The sequence below is a fragment of the Microvenator marinus genome (assembly GCF_007993755.1).
GTDB classification, from domain to species: Bacteria; Myxococcota_A; Bradymonadia; order Bradymonadales; family Bradymonadaceae; genus Allomicrovenator; species Allomicrovenator marinus.
Map to the genome: position 1 here is coordinate 4,857,455 of NZ_CP042467.1, position 20,053 is coordinate 4,877,507.

The 20,053-nt window shown below is 54.8% G+C and carries 14 protein-coding genes; 8 read left to right on the plus strand and 6 right to left on the minus strand.

The genetic code is table 11. The features are described 5' to 3' along the window. Positions 1–23 precede the first annotated feature (23 nt). Positions 24–1,127, plus strand: a complete 1,104-nt coding sequence (locus tag FRD01_RS19960) for a hypothetical protein (RefSeq protein ID WP_146962701.1) — start codon at positions 24–26, stop codon at positions 1,125–1,127. On the opposite strand, the gene FRD01_RS19965 is transcribed toward FRD01_RS19960, so the two are convergent. Beyond that, the gene (locus tag FRD01_RS19965; RefSeq protein WP_146962702.1) at positions 1,124–2,521 is read right to left on the minus strand and encodes a hypothetical protein; all 1,398 of its coding nucleotides are present in this window, start codon (positions 2,519–2,521) and stop codon (positions 1,124–1,126) included. The two genes, FRD01_RS19960 and FRD01_RS19965, sit on opposite strands and share 4 nt — an antisense overlap. Before the next feature lie 14 nt (positions 2,522–2,535). Between FRD01_RS19965 and FRD01_RS19970 the strand changes: the two genes are divergently transcribed. From FRD01_RS19970 to FRD01_RS20000, 7 genes are all read left to right on the plus strand, one after another. After that, positions 2,536–3,861 carry a DEAD/DEAH box helicase gene (locus tag FRD01_RS19970; protein WP_146962703.1) on the plus strand — a complete coding sequence of 442 codons (1,326 nt, stop codon included), beginning with the start codon at positions 2,536–2,538 and terminating at the stop codon, positions 3,859–3,861. Positions 3,862–4,013: 152 nt separating this feature from the next. Continuing rightward, positions 4,014–5,789 (plus strand): DUF262 domain-containing protein, encoded by a 1,776-nt coding sequence (locus FRD01_RS19975; protein ID WP_146962704.1) that lies wholly within the window; start codon positions 4,014–4,016, stop codon positions 5,787–5,789. Continuing rightward, positions 5,786–8,080 (plus strand): DUF262 domain-containing protein, encoded by a 2,295-nt coding sequence (locus tag FRD01_RS19980; RefSeq protein WP_146962705.1) that lies wholly within the window; start codon positions 5,786–5,788, stop codon positions 8,078–8,080. Before FRD01_RS19975 ends, FRD01_RS19980 begins: the two co-directional genes overlap by 4 nt. Positions 8,081–8,249: 169 nt before the next feature. Beyond that, a complete protein-coding gene (locus tag FRD01_RS19985; RefSeq protein ID WP_146962706.1) occupies positions 8,250–8,852 on the plus strand; it encodes a hypothetical protein in 603 nt (200 codons plus the stop codon). 167 nt (positions 8,853–9,019) lie between these two features. Beyond that, positions 9,020–11,680, plus strand: a complete 2,661-nt coding sequence (mutS, locus tag FRD01_RS19990) for a DNA mismatch repair protein MutS (protein ID WP_249755773.1) — start codon at positions 9,020–9,022, stop codon at positions 11,678–11,680. Next, positions 11,677–13,434, plus strand: a complete 1,758-nt coding sequence (locus tag FRD01_RS19995) for a DOMON domain-containing protein (protein WP_146962707.1) — start codon at positions 11,677–11,679, stop codon at positions 13,432–13,434. Before mutS ends, FRD01_RS19995 begins: the two co-directional genes overlap by 4 nt. A 179-nt stretch (positions 13,435–13,613) precedes the next feature. Then, positions 13,614–15,086: a hypothetical protein gene (locus tag FRD01_RS20000; protein ID WP_146962708.1), complete on the plus strand. Its 1,473-nt coding sequence runs from the start codon at positions 13,614–13,616 to the stop codon at positions 15,084–15,086. A gap of 3 nt (positions 15,087–15,089) precedes the next feature. Here FRD01_RS20000 and FRD01_RS20005 read toward each other — a convergent pair whose 3' ends face one another. The 5 genes from FRD01_RS20005 to FRD01_RS20025 all read right to left on the minus strand — a co-directional run bounded on the left by FRD01_RS20005 (position 15,090) and on the right by FRD01_RS20025 (position 20,042). Next, a complete protein-coding gene (locus FRD01_RS20005) occupies positions 15,090–16,760 on the minus strand; it encodes a bifunctional metallophosphatase/5'-nucleotidase (protein ID WP_249755774.1) in 1,671 nt (556 codons plus the stop codon). Positions 16,761–16,770: 10 nt separating this feature from the next. Next, on the minus strand, positions 16,771–17,781 hold the full coding sequence (locus FRD01_RS20010) for a carbohydrate kinase family protein (protein WP_146962710.1): 1,011 nt from the start codon (positions 17,779–17,781) through the stop codon (positions 16,771–16,773). A 3-nt stretch (positions 17,782–17,784) separates the two neighbouring features. Continuing rightward, entirely contained in the window at positions 17,785–18,558 is a 774-nt protein-coding gene (recO, locus tag FRD01_RS20015) for a DNA repair protein RecO (RefSeq protein ID WP_146962711.1), read from the minus strand. Between the two features lie 3 nt (positions 18,559–18,561). After that, positions 18,562–19,020: a DUF6918 family protein gene (locus FRD01_RS20020; RefSeq protein WP_146962712.1), complete on the minus strand. Its 459-nt coding sequence runs from the start codon at positions 19,018–19,020 to the stop codon at positions 18,562–18,564. 71 nt (positions 19,021–19,091) lie between these two features. Next, positions 19,092–20,042 (minus strand): M23 family metallopeptidase, encoded by a 951-nt coding sequence (locus tag FRD01_RS20025; protein WP_146962713.1) that lies wholly within the window; start codon positions 20,040–20,042, stop codon positions 19,092–19,094. Positions 20,043–20,053 lie beyond the last annotated feature (11 nt).

A 20,053-nucleotide genomic window follows, 5' to 3' on the forward strand; every position in this document is an offset into this window, starting at 1 on the left:
TCAGGGTGCCCCCAGGAGAAAGAATGAAAAATGTTTCCAAACTGATTGCTGCCGCGATGTTCGTTCCTGCGCTGGCGAGCGCTCAAGCCCCCGCTAGCGCCCAGCCTCCAGGCCAGAGCGATATCCCTGGTGCCGACGCACCCGGTCAAGCAGTCATCGAACAAGATACGGAAATCGCAGAAGACGAGATTGAAGAAGCCTCCAAAGATTGGGGCGTGTCTGTCAGCCTCGGTACTTCGGTGGGCCAGGGCACCTTTGCCTCAGTGTCCAATGACACGGAATTCGCAGATGAAGTGGACGCCGGCGACAATGCCTACGACCGCTGGAGCCTCTCACTTGCCGTAAGTCCATCCTACAAGATCACCGACGACTTCACCGTAGATGCTAGCCTCGCGGTGGTTCAATGGCTGACCAATGGTGGCGGCATCAACGAGCCAGGCGAGTTCCGTTTTCAGGATATCAGCCTTGGGTTGGGCTGGTCGGGATACTCCTTTGAAGGAACCGGACTCTCGGTGAGTGCAGGTCTAAGTCTGACTCTACCCACCTCGGCTCTGAGTCAAGCAAGCTCACTCTATTTGGGAACGGCTCTATCGGGCAGTGCAAGCTGGACGATCTTCGACAAACTTACGCTCGGCTACAGCCTCGGCTTTGGTAAAGATTTCCACGAGTTCACAAGCCCCGTGGTGGAAGACGAAGTGGCCGGTGCCGATAACGTGATTTGGCGTGCTGGCGGCTCGGAGCGCCTCGGCGCAGGCCTCACAGCGATTGACGGCGTAAACACGGAATACGCCCTCTCCAACAGCTTCTCGGCTCGTTTTAGCATCATCGATGATCTCTCGTTCAGCGTCTCCTACGCCTTCGTGACTTCGTGGGCATACGACGTGTTCGAGCAAGACGAGTTCACCGCACCCGTTGCCGATCCAGGCCGTGGCGTTGGCCAGTTCGTCCGCACCTCGGTAGGCCTCAGCTACGCTGCACCTTACGATATCGGCGTATCGTTGAGCGCAAACACCGGCGTTCAGCCAAAAACCGCGGATAACCGCTCCTACAACTTTCCATTCTGGAATATGGACGGTGCGGCTGCAAACGCCTCCTCAATCCGTCTCGGTGTCAGCCGCGCATTCTAACGATTTGAGTAAGTCAGCTCGTTTTGACACTCAAAGCCATTCCCCTCAAATCTCAGGGCCCGTACTTTGGCGAGCTGGTAGTCGATGTAATACCAGCCATTGCCTGGGTCTCCTTCAAATGACGTGAAAGCGGCACCCGCTGCACCAGGCGGGGCGGTCGACCGCACAAGTCCCTCAAATCGAATTTCAAAGTGCTCGCCATCCGCATCCACTTCAACAAATGCACGATCTCTCCATCCGTTTGCGTTCGTCCATACTCCTGCACTCCCAAGATGAGCTTGCCAACTCGCAGGGAAAGAACCGGATACAATCGTAGACTGCGGTGAAACCCATTGGAGAAGTGAGCCATCTGGGAAGTTCAGCATGAACACGGTCCCTCCAAGATCTTGAGAGAAAATCGAGGTTCCCGTGATTTCGAATTTTCCACTTTTATGAGCAGGTCCAAAGGTCTGGTACCTGCATTGGCAGTCGCCGACTTGAACCTTCATTTGGCGGGTGATGGGGTCTCGGTTTGGCCAGGTGGCGGTTGCCCAGAGTTCATACTCGCCCTCTGCTTCGGCTCTAAACACACCGTCTTCTATCTCAGGGCTCCATGTGATTGTTGCTTCTTGGCCGATGTGTGAAGACGCCGAAGGGTTGAAGGCTACGGATTGGCCCACTGAAAGACACTCACTGGTGGGAAAGACCACAAACTCTTCCAGGACCAAGATGGTGTTGCCTCGACGAGGAACGGGGCCAAGGCTGGGCTTTCGAAGTCCCGTTTTTGCTGCGGATTCAGCACGAATCAGAAGTGGATAGAGGCTTTCATCGGTGGGAGTACCGTAGGAGAAGTAGCCCCAATCCACGTTTGTAGTGAACGGCTGTGTGATGCCATCATCGACTTGCCACCTCAGTTCATTGTCAAGCGCGTTGCTTATCTGAAACTCAATATCTATCAACTCTCCAGGCTCAACCGCTCTCACAGTAGGGTGAAACTGAACTTCGATTGGTAGTATCTCTCCATCAACAATGATCGCCTCCGACTTAAGTAGAAAAAGATCTTCCCTTGGGGCCAAAACCAAGACCTCTTCACCTATCTCGAGAGGATCCACACAGAGTTTGCCACACGACCCGCCAACCATGTTGCCATTTTGGGGGATAATCGTAATCCATCGATCATGGTTGAGATCGATGTTCGAAAACAGCCAGCCTCCGAACATACCCGCCTCGATTTCTTGAGAGAGAACGCCAGATGCTTTGTCTTTTGCAAGGTCCACAACGGAGTCCAATATCTTGGCTGTTTCACCACCTAAAACCGTCTTTTGATAGGAACCCAAGCCCTTGACGAAGTATGCGAGTCCAACAGTAAGGCCTATGAGATTCGCTGGCTCTCCAGCCTTGGCTGTATAGAGCACGCTCTGAAACTCGATTGTCTCGCGATCTTCTTCGAACCGAAGGAAGGGAGGAGCTCTGGGCAATCATGGACTTTGCGCAGCCCAGTCTTCTGAGTTCCAAAGCAGACTTTAAGGCAAGGTATGAAGAGCCGATCGAGCGACGCGGGCCAGAAGGGGACCAGGCGGCCCAAGGGTTGCTCGCTGCGTTGGGCAATCATTATCTGCGCCGAACCAAGGAGGAGGAGCTCGCTGATCAGCTTCCGAACAAGACTCACCAGGTGTTTGAAGCACCGATGAGCCCCCAACAGTTCGAGATTTACGATGCGGTCAGACGCTGGTATGTGGCAACTCAGCAAGGCCCTCTGCCCGCGATTAGCGGACTGATTATGGCCTGTGCGCATCCACTCGCCGTCAACCCGGATGTCTTAGAGGCCGTGGGATATTCGAAGAGCTTCACGCAGGAGACCCAAGGCGCGGAGCTCATGGAGATGAGTGCCAAGTTCGCGTATCTTCGCGAGGCTCTGGAGCATGTCGCGAGCGCCGGTGAAAAGGCGATCTTGTTCACCCGCTTTAAGGACTTACAGCTCTTGCTCCAGCGCTTCTTGACTGGTGAGTTCAAGATTCATCCTCGAATCGTGAATGGGGAAGTGGCTGGAAATTCCCGACAGTCGCTCATCGATCGCTTCAATGAGGGCAAGGGGTTTGGTTGCATCATCATGTCGACGGATGCGGCGGGCGTGGGTGTGAACGTGACCGGTGCGAATCATGTGTTCCATGTGACGCGCCCCTGGAATCCGGCCAAAGAGATGCAGGCCACAGACCGCGCTTATCGTATTGGACAGACGCGCGACGTGACCGTCCACCTCCCAGTGGTGATGCACCCGACGTTGAATTCACTGGATAAGTTGCTCCATGACCTTTTGGAGAGCAAGCGCGAGCTAGCCACCCAGGTGATTCGACCGAGCGGCTCCCTGGACATCACATGGGAAGATCTCGAAGAAGGACTGGGAACGGTGGCATCGCACGAGACAGTGGAGTCGGTCCTTCCCTCCAACCTACCGTCCTTCAAAACTCCAGAGCTCGTTTTGAACCTCCTTGAGAGTCCTGTCTTGCGCGAACGTCTCGACCGACACGGCGTTCAGGGGAACGACTTGAAGGTGGTTCTTTCATTTGCGCTCGAACGTGAAGGGCGCACCACCGTTTCCCAACTCGCACGTTGTATGAATCGCGACGAGAGTAGGGTCGCCAGAATGATCTCGCCACTCATGAACGTGCTGAATCGCGACGGCTACATGGTGCTGAGGCGTGAAGAGGGCTTGCTACACTTGAACAAAGACCTCCTTCATCAACAATTTGCGTGAAGCCTAGGAATTGACCCAGTATCTTTAGCTCCGGCATGAAACGTGCCGCCTCTTCTTTTTTACCGTTTGCGCTTGTTGAACTCCAGGAACCTTGACACTCTCGAGCAAACAAATCAAAGCGCCGGAGCCGAGGTTCGGCGGTTGGAGGATATGTGGCAGAACTGAGACTGAGGTCCGTCGGAGACCTTCTGAACGAACGATTTTTCGTTCCAGACTATCAACGTGGATACCGATGGACGAAACGGGAGGTGGAAGCCCTGCTCAACGATGTGGAAGCTTTCTACAAAGAGAGTAAGAAGAATACATCCGGCAGTAGCTTCTACTGCCTGCAACCGATCGTGGTTAGCCCCCGTGAAGACGGCTCTTGGGAGTTGATAGATGGGCAGCAGCGACTGACCACAATACTACTGATTTTGCGTGAGTTGGGCGGATTAGCCCCGGGACTGTTGAGCTCGGTTTTCAGCGTCGAATATGAAACGCGAATGGATAGCCACGGCTATCTGATGGATCCACAAGAGTCGCTTAAGGATGCAAACATCGATTTCGCCCATATCTATGACACGTGGGCCGTCATCCGAGAGTGGGTCAGTAGCCGCGGAACGATGAACCTGCATCTTCTAACCACGTTCATTCAGCCGGATGATGAGGGGCCAAATGTGCGCGTGATATGGTATGAGTTGGATCAGAGCCAAAAGCCTGCGGAAGCCTTTATTCGCCTAAACATGGGCCGAATTCCTCTAACGAATTCAGAGTTGATTCGAGCCCTTTTCTTGAGTGAAAGTAATGATTTGCACAGCTCCGAGCGTAACCAGATCGCCCAAGATTGGGATCTCTTGGAGAAGCAACTTCATCGCGATGAGTTTTGGTACTTCTTGCAGAACAGCTCGTCGCGTTCCACACGGATTGAGTTTCTCTTTGATCTATTTGTTCGCGTGAACTCGACCGAGGAGTTTGCAAAGGGCGACCAATTGCAGACGTTCTTGGAGTTTCAAAAATTGTTTGAGTCCGGAGACGTTCGCATCCTCTGGAAGGATTTTAAACACATGGCGGCCACACTGGAGGAATGGTTTGAGGATCGCACGCTCTTCCATCTGGTGGGTTTCTTGACCACAAGTGCTGAAGATGAGCGAAAGGGGAAAGATTGGCTAGTGAAACTCCTGAATCGCAGGCAATCCTTAAATCGGCGGGCATTTGAACGCTACGTACTGAAAGAGATTTGGAAGGTTTTTCAGGTTCAGACACACGTTCCAGAAGAAGGATTGTTCTCAAGGTTGATGGAGCATCTTGAGGAACTCTCGTACGATGAAAGCCGCGACCGAAGAGCGATTCGTGCAACGCTCTTGCTATTCAATATCGCCGAAATGCTTCAGAACGATGGTTCGAACCACCGTTTTCATTTTGGGGCTTTGGTCAACGATCGATGGGATATTGAGCATGTGCGTTCAGTGGCGGAGTACATTCCCGGAAGTCCAGCCGACAGACGAGCATGGTTGGAGCGTGCTTGCGATTTTCTCGCAACCGTGGAGCAGGCTGCCCCCCTCAAGCAGGAGGTTGAAATGGCCATTGAAAAAGGTCTCGCTGACGACGCGCTCTTCGAACACCTCTTCATGGGAATTCGTGAAGTCGCAAGAGAATCGGGAGATTTTGGCGATGGCAACTCGATCTCCAATTTGGTTTTGCTCGATAGCAGCACCAATCGGGGATACAAGAATTCAATCTTTCCGGTGAAACGATTGTCCATCATTGGGCTGGACTTCGAGGGGCAATTTGTTCCGCCTGCTACCCGTAATGTCTTCCTGAAATACTACACCAAGACGCCGTCGCAATTGATGTATTGGGACGAACAAGACCAGGAAGAGTATTGGAAGACGATGTTGAGCACGTTTGAACGTTTCTTCGAACCCCTCACTTTTCAGGAGCGAGTATGACTACATTCTTGGATGTTGTGAAAGAGGGCGGCATTCGTATCCCACTGCTCCAACGCGATTATGCGCAAGGCCGCGAAGAGAATACACAAGTTCGCGAGTCTTTTCTGGATGCACTCGCTGAAGCCATTCGAGATGCTACGGGCAAGACCCTGAATTTGGATTTTGTTTATGGCCGGCGGTCAGACGGCTTTCTGGAGCCGCTAGACGGCCAACAACGTCTCACGACGTTGTTCTTGTTGCACTGGTATCTGGCCAGTCGCAATGGAGCTCAATCGGATTTCCGGGCTGTGATGTGGGATGGACACCATGCGAAGTTTTCCTACCTGACGCGACCGAGTGCACGCGATTTCTTCGACCGGCTGGTAGAGCAACCATTGGATATCTCCAGTTTGTCTCAAATGGATTCCGTTCAAAGCACTATTCGTGATCAAAACTGGTTCTTATTGGCTTGGTTGAGAGACCCTACTGTGAGAGGTGTTCTTACCGTGATTGATGCGATTCACCAGCGACTACACGATCTGGAGGATGGTTATTCCAGGCTAGTAAACGCCTCGCCGATTGAGTTCCAATACCTGCCGCTGGACGAGTTCAATCTGTCGGATGACCTCTACATCAAGATGAATGCGAGAGGAAAGGCACTAACCCCCTTTGAGATTTTCAAGGTCCAAATTGAAGAGTTTGTTAAAGGGTGTTTTCAAGGCGAGCTCTACCCGGGATCGGCCTTTTCTTGGGCTCAATACTTTAGCCTAAAAATGGACACTGACTGGACGGACATTTTCTGGAAGCACCGCGTTGGTGGAAGTAACGAGGTCGATCGGCAGTTTCTGAACTTCTTTAAGCTCTTCGGACTAGTGAGTTTGGTCGATTCGGGCCGCGACAACACCTTACTTGCTGCAGATCTCACATCTTTTCTGAGGAAGCCTGTTTCGCTGCAGTCTCTGCGTGAGTTGGGCCTACTTGATCGTGCATTTGTTGAGCGCCTGGCGGACCTCTTGAATCGACTCGCTGCATCCGGCGAGGAACTCAGTTACCTAGGCCGCAGCGACTATTACGACGAAGTGGCTGACTTTGCGGAGATCCTGAATACCGGCGAAGGTTCAATGAGTGATTGGGTGAAGCGATACGCCTACTTTGCTTTCTTGCTCTCCCAGAAAGACCGTGAGTTAAATCCAGATGCATTCCATGAGTGGATGCGCTTGGTTTGTAACCTTGTTCATGCTTCAGAGATTGAGCGTTATGACCGTTTTGCAAACGCCCTCTTGGCTGTCCAAACTCTCGCCAGTTACGGCGAGGGCGATCAGCTTCTGGAGCGCGTCGCAACGTGCGAGGTGATTGGCGGTCTGAACCAACAGCAGCAACGCGAAGAACGTATCAAGGCCAGCCTAATTTTGACGCCTTTTCAGTGGAGACCGCTGATTGAGAAAGCAGAGACCCACGAGTATTTTCGAGGCCAAGTCGAATTCTTAATGCAGTTTTCTGGGATTTACGGTGTTTGGAGTCTTGATCGTTCATGGGATGAGAAAGAACACAAAGACTTCCAGCGAGCTTTTGAGTTCTGGTTTGAGCGCGCGAGGGAGGTGTTCCCTGTCGAGGGTCGCTTCGAAGATTTTCTGTGGGAGCGCGCGCTCTTGTGCAAGGGGGATTATCTGCTTGATTATAAATACAACAAGAATCTCTTGAAGGATTCAGACCGTGATGTGAGCTGGAAGCGCTTGCTAAGGGCAGATACCCAGACAGAGAGCAGGGAAGCAAAGCGCGACTTGGTAAAGGAAGTGCTCTCTGAGTTTGACCCGAGGGAACCCGTTGGTTCTCTGCAGGCCACTATCCAAAATGGTGTTGGAGGTGCGGACGAGAGTGTGCTGTGGCGGAAAATGCTGGTCGAGCATCCCAATCTGATCAGGTTTTGTGGAAAGCGATGTTTGAGGTTTGAAGACGTAAACATCTATCTCTTAACAAAAACACGCAGAAGCGGTTACCATTCCGAGCTTGCCACGCATTGGCTGTCACAAGAGTTCCAAAGGGACAATGAGGGCTTTCAACCGCTCCAATGTGTCTACCAAACTTCCAACACTGGGTATACCGAACCTCACGCGGTTTTCTCTTATAAGACTTCGACTCTAAAGGTTTTGGGGAACTGGCCGAAAGTAGGGATACTCATCGATGGACCGGACTTTCCAGACGACATGTTCGCTGTATGGCAACCTACGAGCAACGCTCTTCCAGTGAAGTCGCCTGAGGAGTGTCGAGCACTACTTCTCAAATGGGCTGAGTATTTGAGGTCACAGAGTTGAAGAATGCCTTGCTGATTGTTTTTGGCACGTAGCGTGCCGGTTTTCCATTTTGTGCTAGAACTGTACTTGCCGAACCTTCGGAACATTGGCAGAATTCTGGAAACGACTCGATTCAAGGAATCATTCTAGGGGCGAACTTTCGCGGGCGCCCTACCATGCGGGCGAACTGATGACCAAGAAAGTACTCGTTACATGGGTGGCTGTGGGGAACGATCCCTATGAGTTCGACAAGCAGTCGCAGCGATATCGAGAGGTAAACGGGGCGAAGTTAGTCGGGCCGACGTTGTCGCTCTTGGAGGGCGAGTATTCGCATTTGAGGACGCAGATCCACGATGTCGTTCTTCTTTACAGAGATATTCATAGCTCTGAACGAGAAAAACATGCTGTTCGGGACCTTCGGGCGGAGCTGAAGAAGCGTGATATCAAGGTCCATCCAAAGGCGTGGGGTGGTGTGGACCCAACGGATCACAAAGCCATCTTTGAATTCCTGCGCAAAGCAATCCCTGAAATTCGAAACGATTTTCCAGAGGCCGAGCTGGTCGTGCACGTGAGTCCCGGGACCCCCGCGATGCATACCGTGTGGGTGTTGATGGCGGAGACGGGGTTCATAGACCCGCCCTTTCAGATTGTGCAGTCAAAACGGGAATCGGAGAGGCGCGGTCTCGAGGCCCTTTGCCATGAAGTTCGTGGTGATGCGAATCGCGTCCGTATAGGTCATCCGAATCATACCGCACTTTTCGTCTACACCAAGCGGCCTGCGATTCGTTGGTAGGAGAGATCGCCCAGCTGCGTCGTAAGCGCTAAAACACTGCCACTCGAGCCAGGGTTATCGCTCAGAGTTTCGTAAGGGTGATTGCCGTTGGAGGGCGTCTTATATTATGACTCGTCATCCCCTACGCTCGACGATTGGGTCGGAGCCTGGACGCGAGGAGACGAGTCTTGAAAGTTACGCCGATGCTGCAGCAGTACCTGGATGCGAAGGCGAGGTACCCGGAAACGATCGTGTTTTTCCGCATGGGGGATTTTTACGAGATGTTCTTTGAGGACGCGGTGACCGCGGCTCGGGAGCTGGGGTTGACGCTTACTGCGCGCAATAAAGGTGAGGAGGATGAGGTCCCGATGGCTGGGTTTCCGCATCATTCCTCGGGGCCCTATATCTCGGCGCTGATCGAGCGCGGCATGGCGGTTGCGATTTGTGAGCAGCTCGAGGATCCGTCGCAGACTAAGGGGCTAGTGAAGCGCGACGTGGTTCGCGTGATCACGCCTGGTCTTGTGATGGACCCAGACTCGTTGGATGCGCGCACTCCGAATTACGTGGCGAGTGTGTACGGTGGGCAGAGTGGGTTCGGGGTGGCGTCGTTGGATGTTTCGACCGGTACGTTTCGTGCCACCTTTGTGCCGGACCATCTGGGCCTGGTGGCCGAGCTCGCCCGGCTTGGTGCGCGTGAGGTCATCTCTAACCCGTTGGCGTCTGAGGTGCTTGAGGCCCGTAAGACCAAGGGTTTTTTGCGCCCAAAGGACGAGGCGTTTTTTGAGAGTGACGAGGCGGAGTTTTCGTCTGGCTTGAGGATCGAGCGCGATTTGATGATGGACGGCCTTTTCTTGGACGAGAAAGAGGTCACGAAGCTTCTGCAACCTTTGCGGGCGCAAAAGGGCATGGATGCTACGCTCTCGGCCTCTTGCGGCATCCTTCGCTACCTCGCCCAAACTCAGCGAGGCATCCCCACGCATATCCGCGCTGTGGAGTTCTACGAAGTTGGGCAATATCTTGTTCTGGATGACTCGACGCGCGCCAATCTGGAGCTCACTGAGACGCTGATGGGCGGCAAGCGGGTGGGCAGTCTGCTCAATACCATAGATAAGACGGTGAGTGCGGCAGGTGGGCGCCTCTTGCGCCATTGGATGAACTATCCGCTGGTGGATCCAAAGCCGTTGAATTTCAGGCTCGATTCGGTTTCGGAATTCGTCAAGAAGACGGTGGTTCGTGAGGATTTGCGCCTTGCGCTAGACGGCGTCTACGACCTTGAGCGGCTCTGTGGGAGGATTTCGTCGGGGAACGCGAACGCGCGCGACTTGAAGGCGCTCTCGAACACCATCTCGGCCATTGCTCCCATCAAGGCCTTGCTTGCCGAGGTTGAGTCTACGCTTTTGGTAAATCTTACGACGCGGCTCGATACCTTTGACGATCTTCGTGAACGGCTCGAGGGGGCGATCGTGGCGAGCCCGCCGGTGTCGCTGAACGAGGGCGGGATATTTGAGCGTGGGTTTTCGGCGGACCTCGACGAGCTCATCGACCTTACCGACCACGGCAAAGACTGGATGCTCGCCTACGAGGCCAAAGAGAAAGAGCGGACTAAGATTTCAAGCCTGAAAGTCCGCTACAACAAGGTCTTTGGCTACTATGTGGAGATTACCCGGGCGAATCTGGACATGGTGCCGGACGACTATATCCGCAAGCAAACGCTGGCGAATGCCGAGCGCTACTTCACCTCCGAGCTCAAGGAGATGGAGGACAAGATTCTTGGAGCTGAGGACCGGCGCAAAGAGCTCGAATACCGGCTATTTGAAAGGCTTAGAAACGAGGTGGCAGGGCAGATTCCGGCATTGCTCTCGGCCGCACAGATTCTAGCGGAGCTCGATGTGTTGGCGGCCTTTGCTGAGCTCGCGCTGCGGCATGATTACGTGCGACCCGAAGTGGATGATGGGACACGTATTGTGATCGAGGAAGGTCGGCACCCGGTGGTGGAGAGGACCCTCGATTCGGAGCGATTCGTCCCAAACAGCGTGAATCTCGATACGCAATCGTCGTTCCTGCAGATCATCACCGGTCCGAATATGGCGGGTAAATCTACGGTGATTCGGCAGGTTGCGCTGATTACTTTGATGGCTCAGATGGGGTCCTTTGTGCCAGCGAAGACGGCGCATATCGGTACGGTGGACAAGATCTTTAGCCGTGTCGGAGCCAGTGATAATCTCGCGAAAGGGCAGTCGACCTTCATGGTGGAGATGACCGAAACCGCGCATATTCTTCAGCTTGCGACGGCTCGAAGCCTTGTGATTTTGGACGAGATCGGGCGCGGTACCTCTACCTTCGATGGCCTTTCAATCGCCTGGGCTGTGGCTGAACATCTTCACGATCGCGTGCGTGCGAAGACCATGTTTGCCACGCACTATCACGAGTTGACCGAGCTCGCCCGCACTATGGAAGGCGCCAAGAATATGAGTATCGCGGTCAAGGAGTGGAACGACGATATCATCTTCTTAAGAAAGCTCGTGGAGGGCCAGGCTAACCGCTCCTATGGCATTCAGGTTGGGCGCCTGGCCGGGCTGCCTGAGACGGTGGTGGCGCGCGCGAAGCAGGTCCTCGAGAATCTGGAGTCTGGACGCCTTGATGAGCGAGGTGTGCCGGTGGTTGCGCGCGGTCAGGCTCCGCGGGTCACACCGATCAACAACCCGAACCAACTCACGCTCTTTGGTCAACGAAACCCGGCAGAAGTTGCGGTCATCGAGAAATTGGGGTCTCTTGATATCAATGCACTTACGCCGCTCGAGGCCCTGAATGCGCTCTCAGAAATGAAGCGAGTTATGGAGGAGACATGAGACGATTTTTACCCTTCCTACTGGCGCTAGGCTGCGCGTCTAGTCCAGATGTCGAAGAGAAGAAGGTCTCAGAGAAGATCTCGGACGAAGACCGCGACGCGATTTTGGATGCACCGGTAAAGATTGAGCGATCGAAGGTCGCGGCAGCGAATCTCGCGCGATTGGAACTCCCCGACACGCCGAACACGCCGGCGAGAGAAATCGACGGTGTGCTCGAAGATTGGGACCGAAAGCTCTTTAGAATCTTTGATAAGAAGTCGAGCGTGGAGTCTGGGGAGAGGTTCTGGAGAGGCCCGCGAGATCTGGCGATGCGCATCGCAGCGGATTCGGACCAGGGCTACCTCTACCTCGCCGTGGACGTCAAAGACGACGAGGTCATTGCCGGGGATAGCGAGACGGTGGTCGACGCGATCGTGGTTACGATTCGCGACCCGAGCCTCGACAGATTTGTTCGCGCAGTGCCGCAAAGCGCGAAGATCCAGGACATGGTCAAGGCCGAGACCAAACTGATCTTTTTCCCTGATGGCCGCTACGGGCGTTATGATTCTTCGGATCCTCTACCGGATAATATGGGAGTGATTTCCATCCAGGAGAACGACGAAGGCTGGCGCCTTGAGCTCGCCCTTCAGATTGAGGCGTTTGAGCAGGTCAGCAGCATCCCGCTTGAGACGGTCGCCTTCAGGGTGGACCTTTTGGACGGTGATGAGGCGGATAGGCTGGGCACTCAGACGGTATTTTCCATGCTTCCGGACCGCGGCAACGACGAGCCGAGGATGGCGCTCTTCAATACCGCCGGGCTACTTCCGCATTTTGAGGTCAACGAGGCGCCACCGCGCAAAAACGCGATTGGCACCTGGGTTGCGGAGGAGCAGACCTGGAATTTCACAGCGTTTGAGCGCGTGCCTGAGATTTGGGTGACCATTGATGATCGGAAGGCTTTCGAGGAGGCCGTGAGGGAGTCTGAGTCGGTCAACGATCTTTGTCAGGTGGCTCGAAAGGACGTGCAGCTGGTGGAGACCTATGCTTCGAGAGGCGGTGGGTTTCGTGCGGGCTTGTTGGTGTGTGGAGATCGCGAGGTCCGCGGCTCGTGCCCCAAGAATTCCAAGACGGATGTTTTCTGGCTCATGCTCAAGCAGAACGGCGGGTCCTGGCTTGTGGAGAAGGCTATCAAGGTCTTCCCGGAGTCGTTGAACCAGTGTGCAACTCAGGCGGTTGAGGACGAAGAATTCTATTTTGGTTTCTCGATGTTCCCGCTCGATATGATCGACCACTACACGTGGGCTGTCGGCTGGGAGAAGGCCCAGAAGGCCCACCAATACGATTACGCCGCAGAAGGTTTGACCATTATCCAGACGGAGCTTTCGAATCCCGTGATTGGAAGTGTGTTGTCCGATGAGAAGCGCTCGGAGCGAAACGAGCGCGTCAAGACTGTCTCGAAGGTCTATCTCTCCTATGTGGATGATGACGGACATTGGGATCTTTGCTCGGTTGAAGATGCCTTGGAGCAAGGTTGCGCCGGGGTGGATCAGGGCTGCAAGACCTACGAGCATGGCAAGCAAATTCTGACGACCACACAGCTCTACAACCCCAAGACGCGGCGGTTTGAGCGCTACGAGCTCTCCAAGCATCCTGGCTGCAATGCCGACTTCGACTTCTCCGAGCGCGAGGGGTTCCTCTTGATGCAATCTCCAGGGCGAATTGGCTTCTTGCCTTCACCGTCTATGGAAGAGGGCGAGAGCCTGCAGCTCTTCTGAGTACAACGGGGCGATTTGGAGTATGTTTGCGCCAGTCGATTTGATTCGTTGGAGTGAAACTTCACCACGTAAACCGTCGATCGCCCAGTGTTTCCGCGAAATGAATATTTGGCATGGGGTGTGCAGTCTATAGGACCGACAACACGGAGTTGAACGGTTCAGCTCAGAGGAGACTGATTATGAATTTTCGAATGATGATGGCACTTGGTTTGGCAACAACAGCGATTGCATGCGGTGGCGACGATGAAGGCGGCGAGAAGGTCTCACACGCAACGGCACGGCAGGCAATTAGCGCCAATACGGTAGAAGTAGCGACGAATATCAGCGCATCATTGGCTTTCCTCGAGAACTCCAACTTGGTGGCACGAGGGCTTGAGCTCGCACCCGCTGATGATTGTCCAACACCTGATGGTTCGGGCGCGGATTTCGACACTGGTGAATGCTCGTCGGAGCCAATCGAGTTTGATACCGATTTGAGTGAACAGACCGACCAGCTTACTCAAATTCTTGAGAACCAGGTTTTTGCTGACGGCAATATTGAGTCGAGCTCAGATACCTCGGTGACCTACTTGTTGCGCGGCGACGTGACCTGCGCATTTGGCGAGGAGCCAGCCGAACAGGAGTGTATCGACCAGGTTGATTCGCTTCAGCTTCGCCTCGTAGTAAGCTCGCCAGCGCCTGGTGATTACGACGTGGATGTCCAGGTCGGGCCACAGCGCGCGAACCCAGTATCCTTTGAATTCCATCAGGATTCCCTGGCAGCTGAAGTGGACTTCGCTGGCATTAAATCAGCGCTTGCGTCGATTGATACCGAAGCTGCCGCTGAGCTCCCTGAGACCTTTGAAGGTCGGGTACGCGGAGAGATTGCTGTGGAAGGTGAGTCCAAAGTGGCTGTGACCCTAGCCGTGGTGAGCGCGATCGATATCGCGATCGAGGACGTCGCCATCAAACTGGCCGCGAGCAACCCGACCTTCCAGATCAGCGCAGACGGTGTGGCTGAAACGCTCACGGCAACGGCCGATATCGGCCAGCTCTATGTGAAAGGGCCTTTCGGCGTGACCGAAGTGTATGACGAAAACACCGGGGAATGGGTCTCCGATGAGTCAGAAGCTAAGGTCATGGAGCTCACGCTAGGAGGTGCCTCAGCCCAATCCGTTCTCTCAGGTGCTGACGACCAGATCGAGCTCACAAATCTTGGGCTTGGCGACTCGACCACCACCGTAAAGATCGACGGACAAGAGGTATTGGCCGTCGATCTCAACGCCAACGATGGTCGTAGGTTTGGCGCGGTCCTGACCGGCTCTGACGATGCGCTTACGATTGAAGTTTCGCCCAAGTTTGAACTTCAAGCTGTGATGAACTTCGCAGGCATCGAAGACATGCCTGAGTGGATGGCAAACGACACGCTCTCCATCGTGCTCGACGGCGCATCGGCCCCTAAGCTCGCTCTTGGTGAGCAGATTGAAGTCTTGGCTGGAACCCTGACCATGGGGCTCTTGAATGCTGGAGACTCGGTTTCGGTAGACGCTGGAATGTGTCTGACGGCGCCTGACGATGAGTTGATCATCGAAGAGCCTGGCGTTGAACCAGCACCTGAGCCAGAGCCAGCTTCGAGCCCAATCGCTGAGATGGTCGTCGAGGCATGCCTCTAAGCCTTAAGGTTTGCGGGTAATTCGCTTCTTCGTCGGTGGTTCCACCGGCGATTTCTTCCCAAAATAACTTACAAACGCATCTAGATCGATGGGGCCGCCGAGTTGGTCGGTCCCATCGACTAGCACCGTGAATCCATCGCCACCGACGGCGATGAACGAGTTCACGGTGACGCGGTAATTTGCGGCTGGGTCGATGACCTTGCCGTTCAGCTTCATAGTCTTGGGGTCCACCTTTGAGCCGGCAGCAGCGCTTTCGGACCAGGTGTACTCAAACCCCTTAGAAACCTGGAGAAGGCGAGGGCGCGATTGATCGAGCCATTGTTGCTCGAGGAGTTGGTGGAGTTGTTTTCCGCTGAGCGTCATTGTGATGAGGCTATTCGAGAACGGCTGGATGGTATGAGCTTGTGCGAAGGTCACTTCGCCCGGCACACCGCCTTCTGGTGCGTGCAAGAGGTCAGCGCGAATTCCGCCCGGATTCATGAACGCGATTTGGGCGCCGCCGAGGTCGGTGGAGCTCGTCGCATCGAGCTGAACGTCAGCGATCAAGCGGCCAAGCGGTGATTCCCCGTTCTCGTCCGTAGTGCGCAAGACGTCCGCCGTGACCTGACCGATTGGGCGATTCGCCATGGGCTCAACAATCGGGCGGTACTTCTCAACCACAGCCAGAGTGGCGGCATGCTCCTCGCCCGTTCGGTCGATGATGATATTTCGCGCGGTCTTGCTCACCACGTCTTGGGTCTTGCGGTCGACCTGAAGGTCGATTTCCGAGATGACCTGGCCGTAGGATTTTGCGCTAGTTACCAGTCGGTCATCGATTGTGCAGATATAGGGTTGATGCGTATGACCGGTCACAAACACGTCCACTTCTTTGTCCGTGTTTTTGACGATCTCCAAGATAGGCCCGGAAATTTCAGTGCAATCGTCTGGGTGGTCCGTAGCGGCGGGCCTGCCGCCTTCGTGAATCAGAACTACGATTGCCTTGACGCCGGCGGCTTTGAGCTCCTCAGTCGCCTTGTTGATGGCTTCGGCTTCGTCGCCGAAGTCCACATCTTTGATGCCGGACGGGTCCACGATGGAAGGCGTTCCTTCAAGCGTAAGGCCGATGAAGCCGACCTTAACACCCTCGAATTCCCGAATGCTGTACGCGGGAAAGATGGTTTTGCCGTCTGATTTCCAGGTGACATTGGCGGCGAGCATTTCGAATTTAGCGCCTCCATACTCGGATTCCGCAAAACAGCCGTGCGTTGGATGGCAGCCGCCTTTGGCGATACGCATCAGCTCTTCCACGCCTTCGTCGAACTCGTGGTTGCCCACGGCGTTGATATCCATGCCTGCTTCGTTAAGGGCTTCGATAGCCGGCTCGTCCTGAAATAATGCGCTGATCAGCGGGCTCGCCCCGATCATATCTCCAGCGCCCACAACAACGGTGTTGGGATGGAACTTTTTGATGTCTGAGATGCGCTGCGCCAGATAGGCTGCGCCCCCTGCCTCGATGGCCTCTCCGTCGATTTTCACTTTCCCGGAAGGGCCTTCGAGATGGCCGTGAAAGTCGTTGACGCCAATGACCTTGACGTGAACGGACTCGGATTCTTGGGCTTTGGGAAGCTCGTCCGCCACCTGAGGCGATGCTGAACAAGCGGTAAGCAGGGCTGCAAATAGCAGTGAGCGTTTCATGGAGACTCCTTTAGGTTTCGAAACCGAGGTCATGCCAGGGGACTTCGTCGTGAGCGGGTAGTGCGCTTGTCGCGCCGAGTTGGGTGCAGACTCTGGAGCCCACCCAACAACCGAGATTGAGGATTCGTGTCCATTCGGAGTCGCCAAACTCGGGGACTCGAGCGCGAAGGCGCTCGGGTGAGAGCGGCGAATCCTTGGCCATAAAGCGGACGAGGCCGGAGACCATGCCTGCAACAAAGCCGTCGCCGGCGCCCGTGGTATCTACGACTTTGACGTCGGGCGCTTGGACGCTGAAGTAGGCATCTTGTGCGAATACCTCGGCGCCACGCTCGGCGCGGGTGGCGATGAGCGCGGAGACACCGGCAGGTCTAAGGATGGTCTCGTAAAGTGTTTTCGCGTCCGCTCCTGGTGCCAGGAATTCGATCTCATCGTCATTGAGTTTGACGATATCCGCATAGGTTAGGAGCCGGTGGATAATCGTGCGGGCGTGGTCCAAGTCTTCCCAGAGGTGTAGGCGGACGTTGGGGTCGATGATGATGAACTTTTCGAGGCGCTTTGCGTGGTTGAGGGCGCTGAACGTAGTGTGCGCGATCTCCGGCGTGATCAGGAGGTTCGAGCCGGCGATGAAAATCGAACAGGCTTCGATCGTCTCGACGCGAATATTCTCAACCTGAAAGAGCATATCGGCACTGGGGGCCCTGAAGAAGAGGAACGAGCGCTCACCCTTCTCGTCTAAGCTTACGAAGGTGATGCCTGTGCGCGCCAGATTGGTCTGGTGTACGCCGGAGGTATCTACGCCCTGGCGTTGAAGTTCCTCGATAAGGAAGTGGCCAAACTCGTCGGCGCCCACGTTGCCCATGAGTCCGACTCTTCGGCCGAGGCGCGCAATTCCGATGGCCATATTCGCTGGTGCACCGCCGGAAACGCGTCGGAACGAGTCCACGGAACGGAGTTTTCCGCTCTTGTTTGGTAGGAAGTCGACGAGGGCCTCGCCATAGCTGAGTACTTCGATTTTGCTCATGCTCTAGTTCTCTATCAGGGATTCGAGGAGTGGGCGGCTCTTGAGTTGCGAGTCTTCTAGGAGTCGGTCGAGACTGGCGTAGATGATTCGTTTGACCTGGCTTCGTTTTGTGCCGTCCGTGAGTGCTTGGGGAGGCGGACCGTCTGGATTCCACAAATACCAGAGCGCGGCAAGTATATCTTGGTCGACGACCCCGAATCTCGGGGTATGCGGCAGGCAGTCCTGGCAGACGAGCCCTTCGCCTTCGCGGCTAAATCGGAGCTTGTCGAACTCCGAGCAATCTCTTGCGCAACGATGACACGAGTCGATGGCCGGCATCGCGCCTAGGTGAGCGAGGAGTTGGAGTTCGAAGTGTCGGACGATGAGCTGGTAGATCGCCGGGGAATCGTCCGCCTTTGAGACATGCGCAAAACTCTCGTCGAGGAGTGCCCAAATCTCGGGGCCCTCTTCGCCGTCACGTGTGGTCGCGCGGACGAGCTCGGTCATATACGAGGCGAGCGCGATCTTTTCGTACGAGGCTTCGATGCCGGGGTAGTCGGTGCAAACGCTGGCTTCAGTGAGAGACACCAGGTCTCGTCCGGGTTTTGCGGTATACGAGATGTTCAGCCCTCTGAGCGGCATCAGGCTTGCGCCAAACCTACGTTTGCTGGAACGAGCACTTCGGGCAAGCGCGGCCATTCTTCCACCGGTCTTGGCGTAAAACGTGACGATTAAGTCCTTTTCGCCATAGGGCACGGTGCGTAAAACAAACGCTTGAGTTTGCCGAAGGTCCGGCATGAATCATGCCTCGTTTTTTGGGGCGTGCAAGTCGATCAGACGCCCGACGCCTGGCAGAGCGTCGATGACGTGCTTCTCTGCCTGACCTCTCAATTTTTGATAGGTGGACTTGATAATCTTGTTTTCTGCGCGCGCGGCTTTGGCATCGGTGATGCCGAGAAGAGCGTCGGCTGCAGTCTTTGAGTGCAAATTGATATAAGTTTCGAACTTCTTTGAGCCGTGGTCGGCGAGGAAGTTTTCATAAACAGGGGAGAGTGAATCAGCGAATTCGTCGAGGAGTTTGTCGACCGCGATATCGATCATTCGGCCGTCTTTGAGTTTCTTGACGACGCTATAGCCACCCTTAAGCGCAACGCCTGAGAGTCCGGACTTGCTCGCAACTTCAGCGTCAATGAGCTTAACGGTATCTTTGATAACAATCTTACGGTCTACAGTATCCAATCTAGACTTTAGCTCGCTCATGCGATTCCTCTTGTTTTGGGCGTTCCGGGTAGTACCCGATTCAAGGTCCTCTTGTCTACGCGGGCAGGAGCCTACTGGGAAACCAGATCCCCGTTGGGCTCGTCATAAGACGTGGAGCCCTGCGGCATGCCTTTCTCCACAAGCTTCTCTCCGATTTTGTAGTTCGAGAACTTTAGAGGAAGGCTCTCGGCGAACGGAAACTCAGCGGAATTCTGTGCGTGGACGTGAAGGTGTGGCTCAAGGCTACGCCCTGAATTACCGCATTCTCCGAGCTTTTGGCCGGTCTTGACCGTATCCCCGGGGGCCACAGTGACCGATCCTTCCTTTAGGTGGGCCAGAAAGAGATGGGCATTCTCGTCAAACTTGAGGATCACGAAGTTGCCGAACGTCCCGCCCGTTGGTACCTCGCCGGGTACATTGTCGGTTTCGGAGTTTTGTACGTCGTAGACCGTAGCGTCCAGCGGCGCCAAGATAGGCTGGCCAAAACAGAAGTAGTCTTCATTCTTGGCACCATCGAGCTGGAATTTCTTTCCGTCTCTGAGCACCGTAAAATCATAGCCCCAGCGGTAGGCGGGCGTTGTGGCGTGGTAGTTTCGGTCGCGATCTTCGCCGCCCGCCATGGTCATCCATTCACCTTCAAACGGAAGGCGGATCTCGGTGGTCGTGGACCAATCTTCGGTCGAGAGAGGAGGAGAGAAAAAGGGAATCGTGCCAAAAACGCCCATAAAGAGCAGGGCGCCAAGGGCGATGGTTCGGGGACGCTGAATGGCCGGCGGTCTAAAGATCGTGCGCAGAAGGCCAAAGAACATCATCGGAACCGTGAGAAATCCGATGCCCGGGACCACAATCCCATGGGCCCAAACGCTTGGTGTGCCGAGCCTCAAAAAGACTAGAATCCACGCGACCAAAAAGACGGCCAGCAGAATCATTGCGAAGATAGCCCACCACTCCCATTTATGGTTGCCAGCAGGCATGACCTGGGGCGTGTTTTCGGCGGGTGGGTTGGATTCGATTTCGGACATAGTTCGACCTC

What these genes read in the sequence shown, in the direction of transcription:
- FRD01_RS19960 (WP_146962701.1), top strand. Translation starts at nt 24, where the DNA reads ATGAAAAATGTTTCCAAACTGATTGCTGCCGCGATGTTCGTTCCTGCG.
- FRD01_RS19980 (WP_146962705.1), top strand. Translation starts at nt 5,786, where the DNA reads ATGACTACATTCTTGGATGTTGTGAAAGAGGGCGGCATTCGTATCCCA.
- FRD01_RS19985 (WP_146962706.1), top strand. Translation starts at nt 8,250, where the DNA reads ATGACCAAGAAAGTACTCGTTACATGGGTGGCTGTGGGGAACGATCCC.
- FRD01_RS19995 (WP_146962707.1), top strand. Translation starts at nt 11,677, where the DNA reads ATGAGACGATTTTTACCCTTCCTACTGGCGCTAGGCTGCGCGTCTAGT.
- FRD01_RS20000 (WP_146962708.1), top strand. Translation starts at nt 13,614, where the DNA reads ATGAATTTTCGAATGATGATGGCACTTGGTTTGGCAACAACAGCGATT.
- FRD01_RS20005 (WP_249755774.1), bottom strand. Translation starts at nt 16,760, where the DNA reads ATGAAACGCTCACTGCTATTTGCAGCCCTGCTTACCGCTTGTTCAGCA.
- FRD01_RS20010 (WP_146962710.1), bottom strand. Translation starts at nt 17,781, where the DNA reads ATGAGCAAAATCGAAGTACTCAGCTATGGCGAGGCCCTCGTCGACTTC.
- recO (WP_146962711.1), bottom strand. Translation starts at nt 18,558, where the DNA reads ATGCCGGACCTTCGGCAAACTCAAGCGTTTGTTTTACGCACCGTGCCC.
- FRD01_RS20020 (WP_146962712.1), bottom strand. Translation starts at nt 19,020, where the DNA reads ATGAGCGAGCTAAAGTCTAGATTGGATACTGTAGACCGTAAGATTGTT.
- FRD01_RS20025 (WP_146962713.1), bottom strand. Translation starts at nt 20,042, where the DNA reads ATGTCCGAAATCGAATCCAACCCACCCGCCGAAAACACGCCCCAGGTC.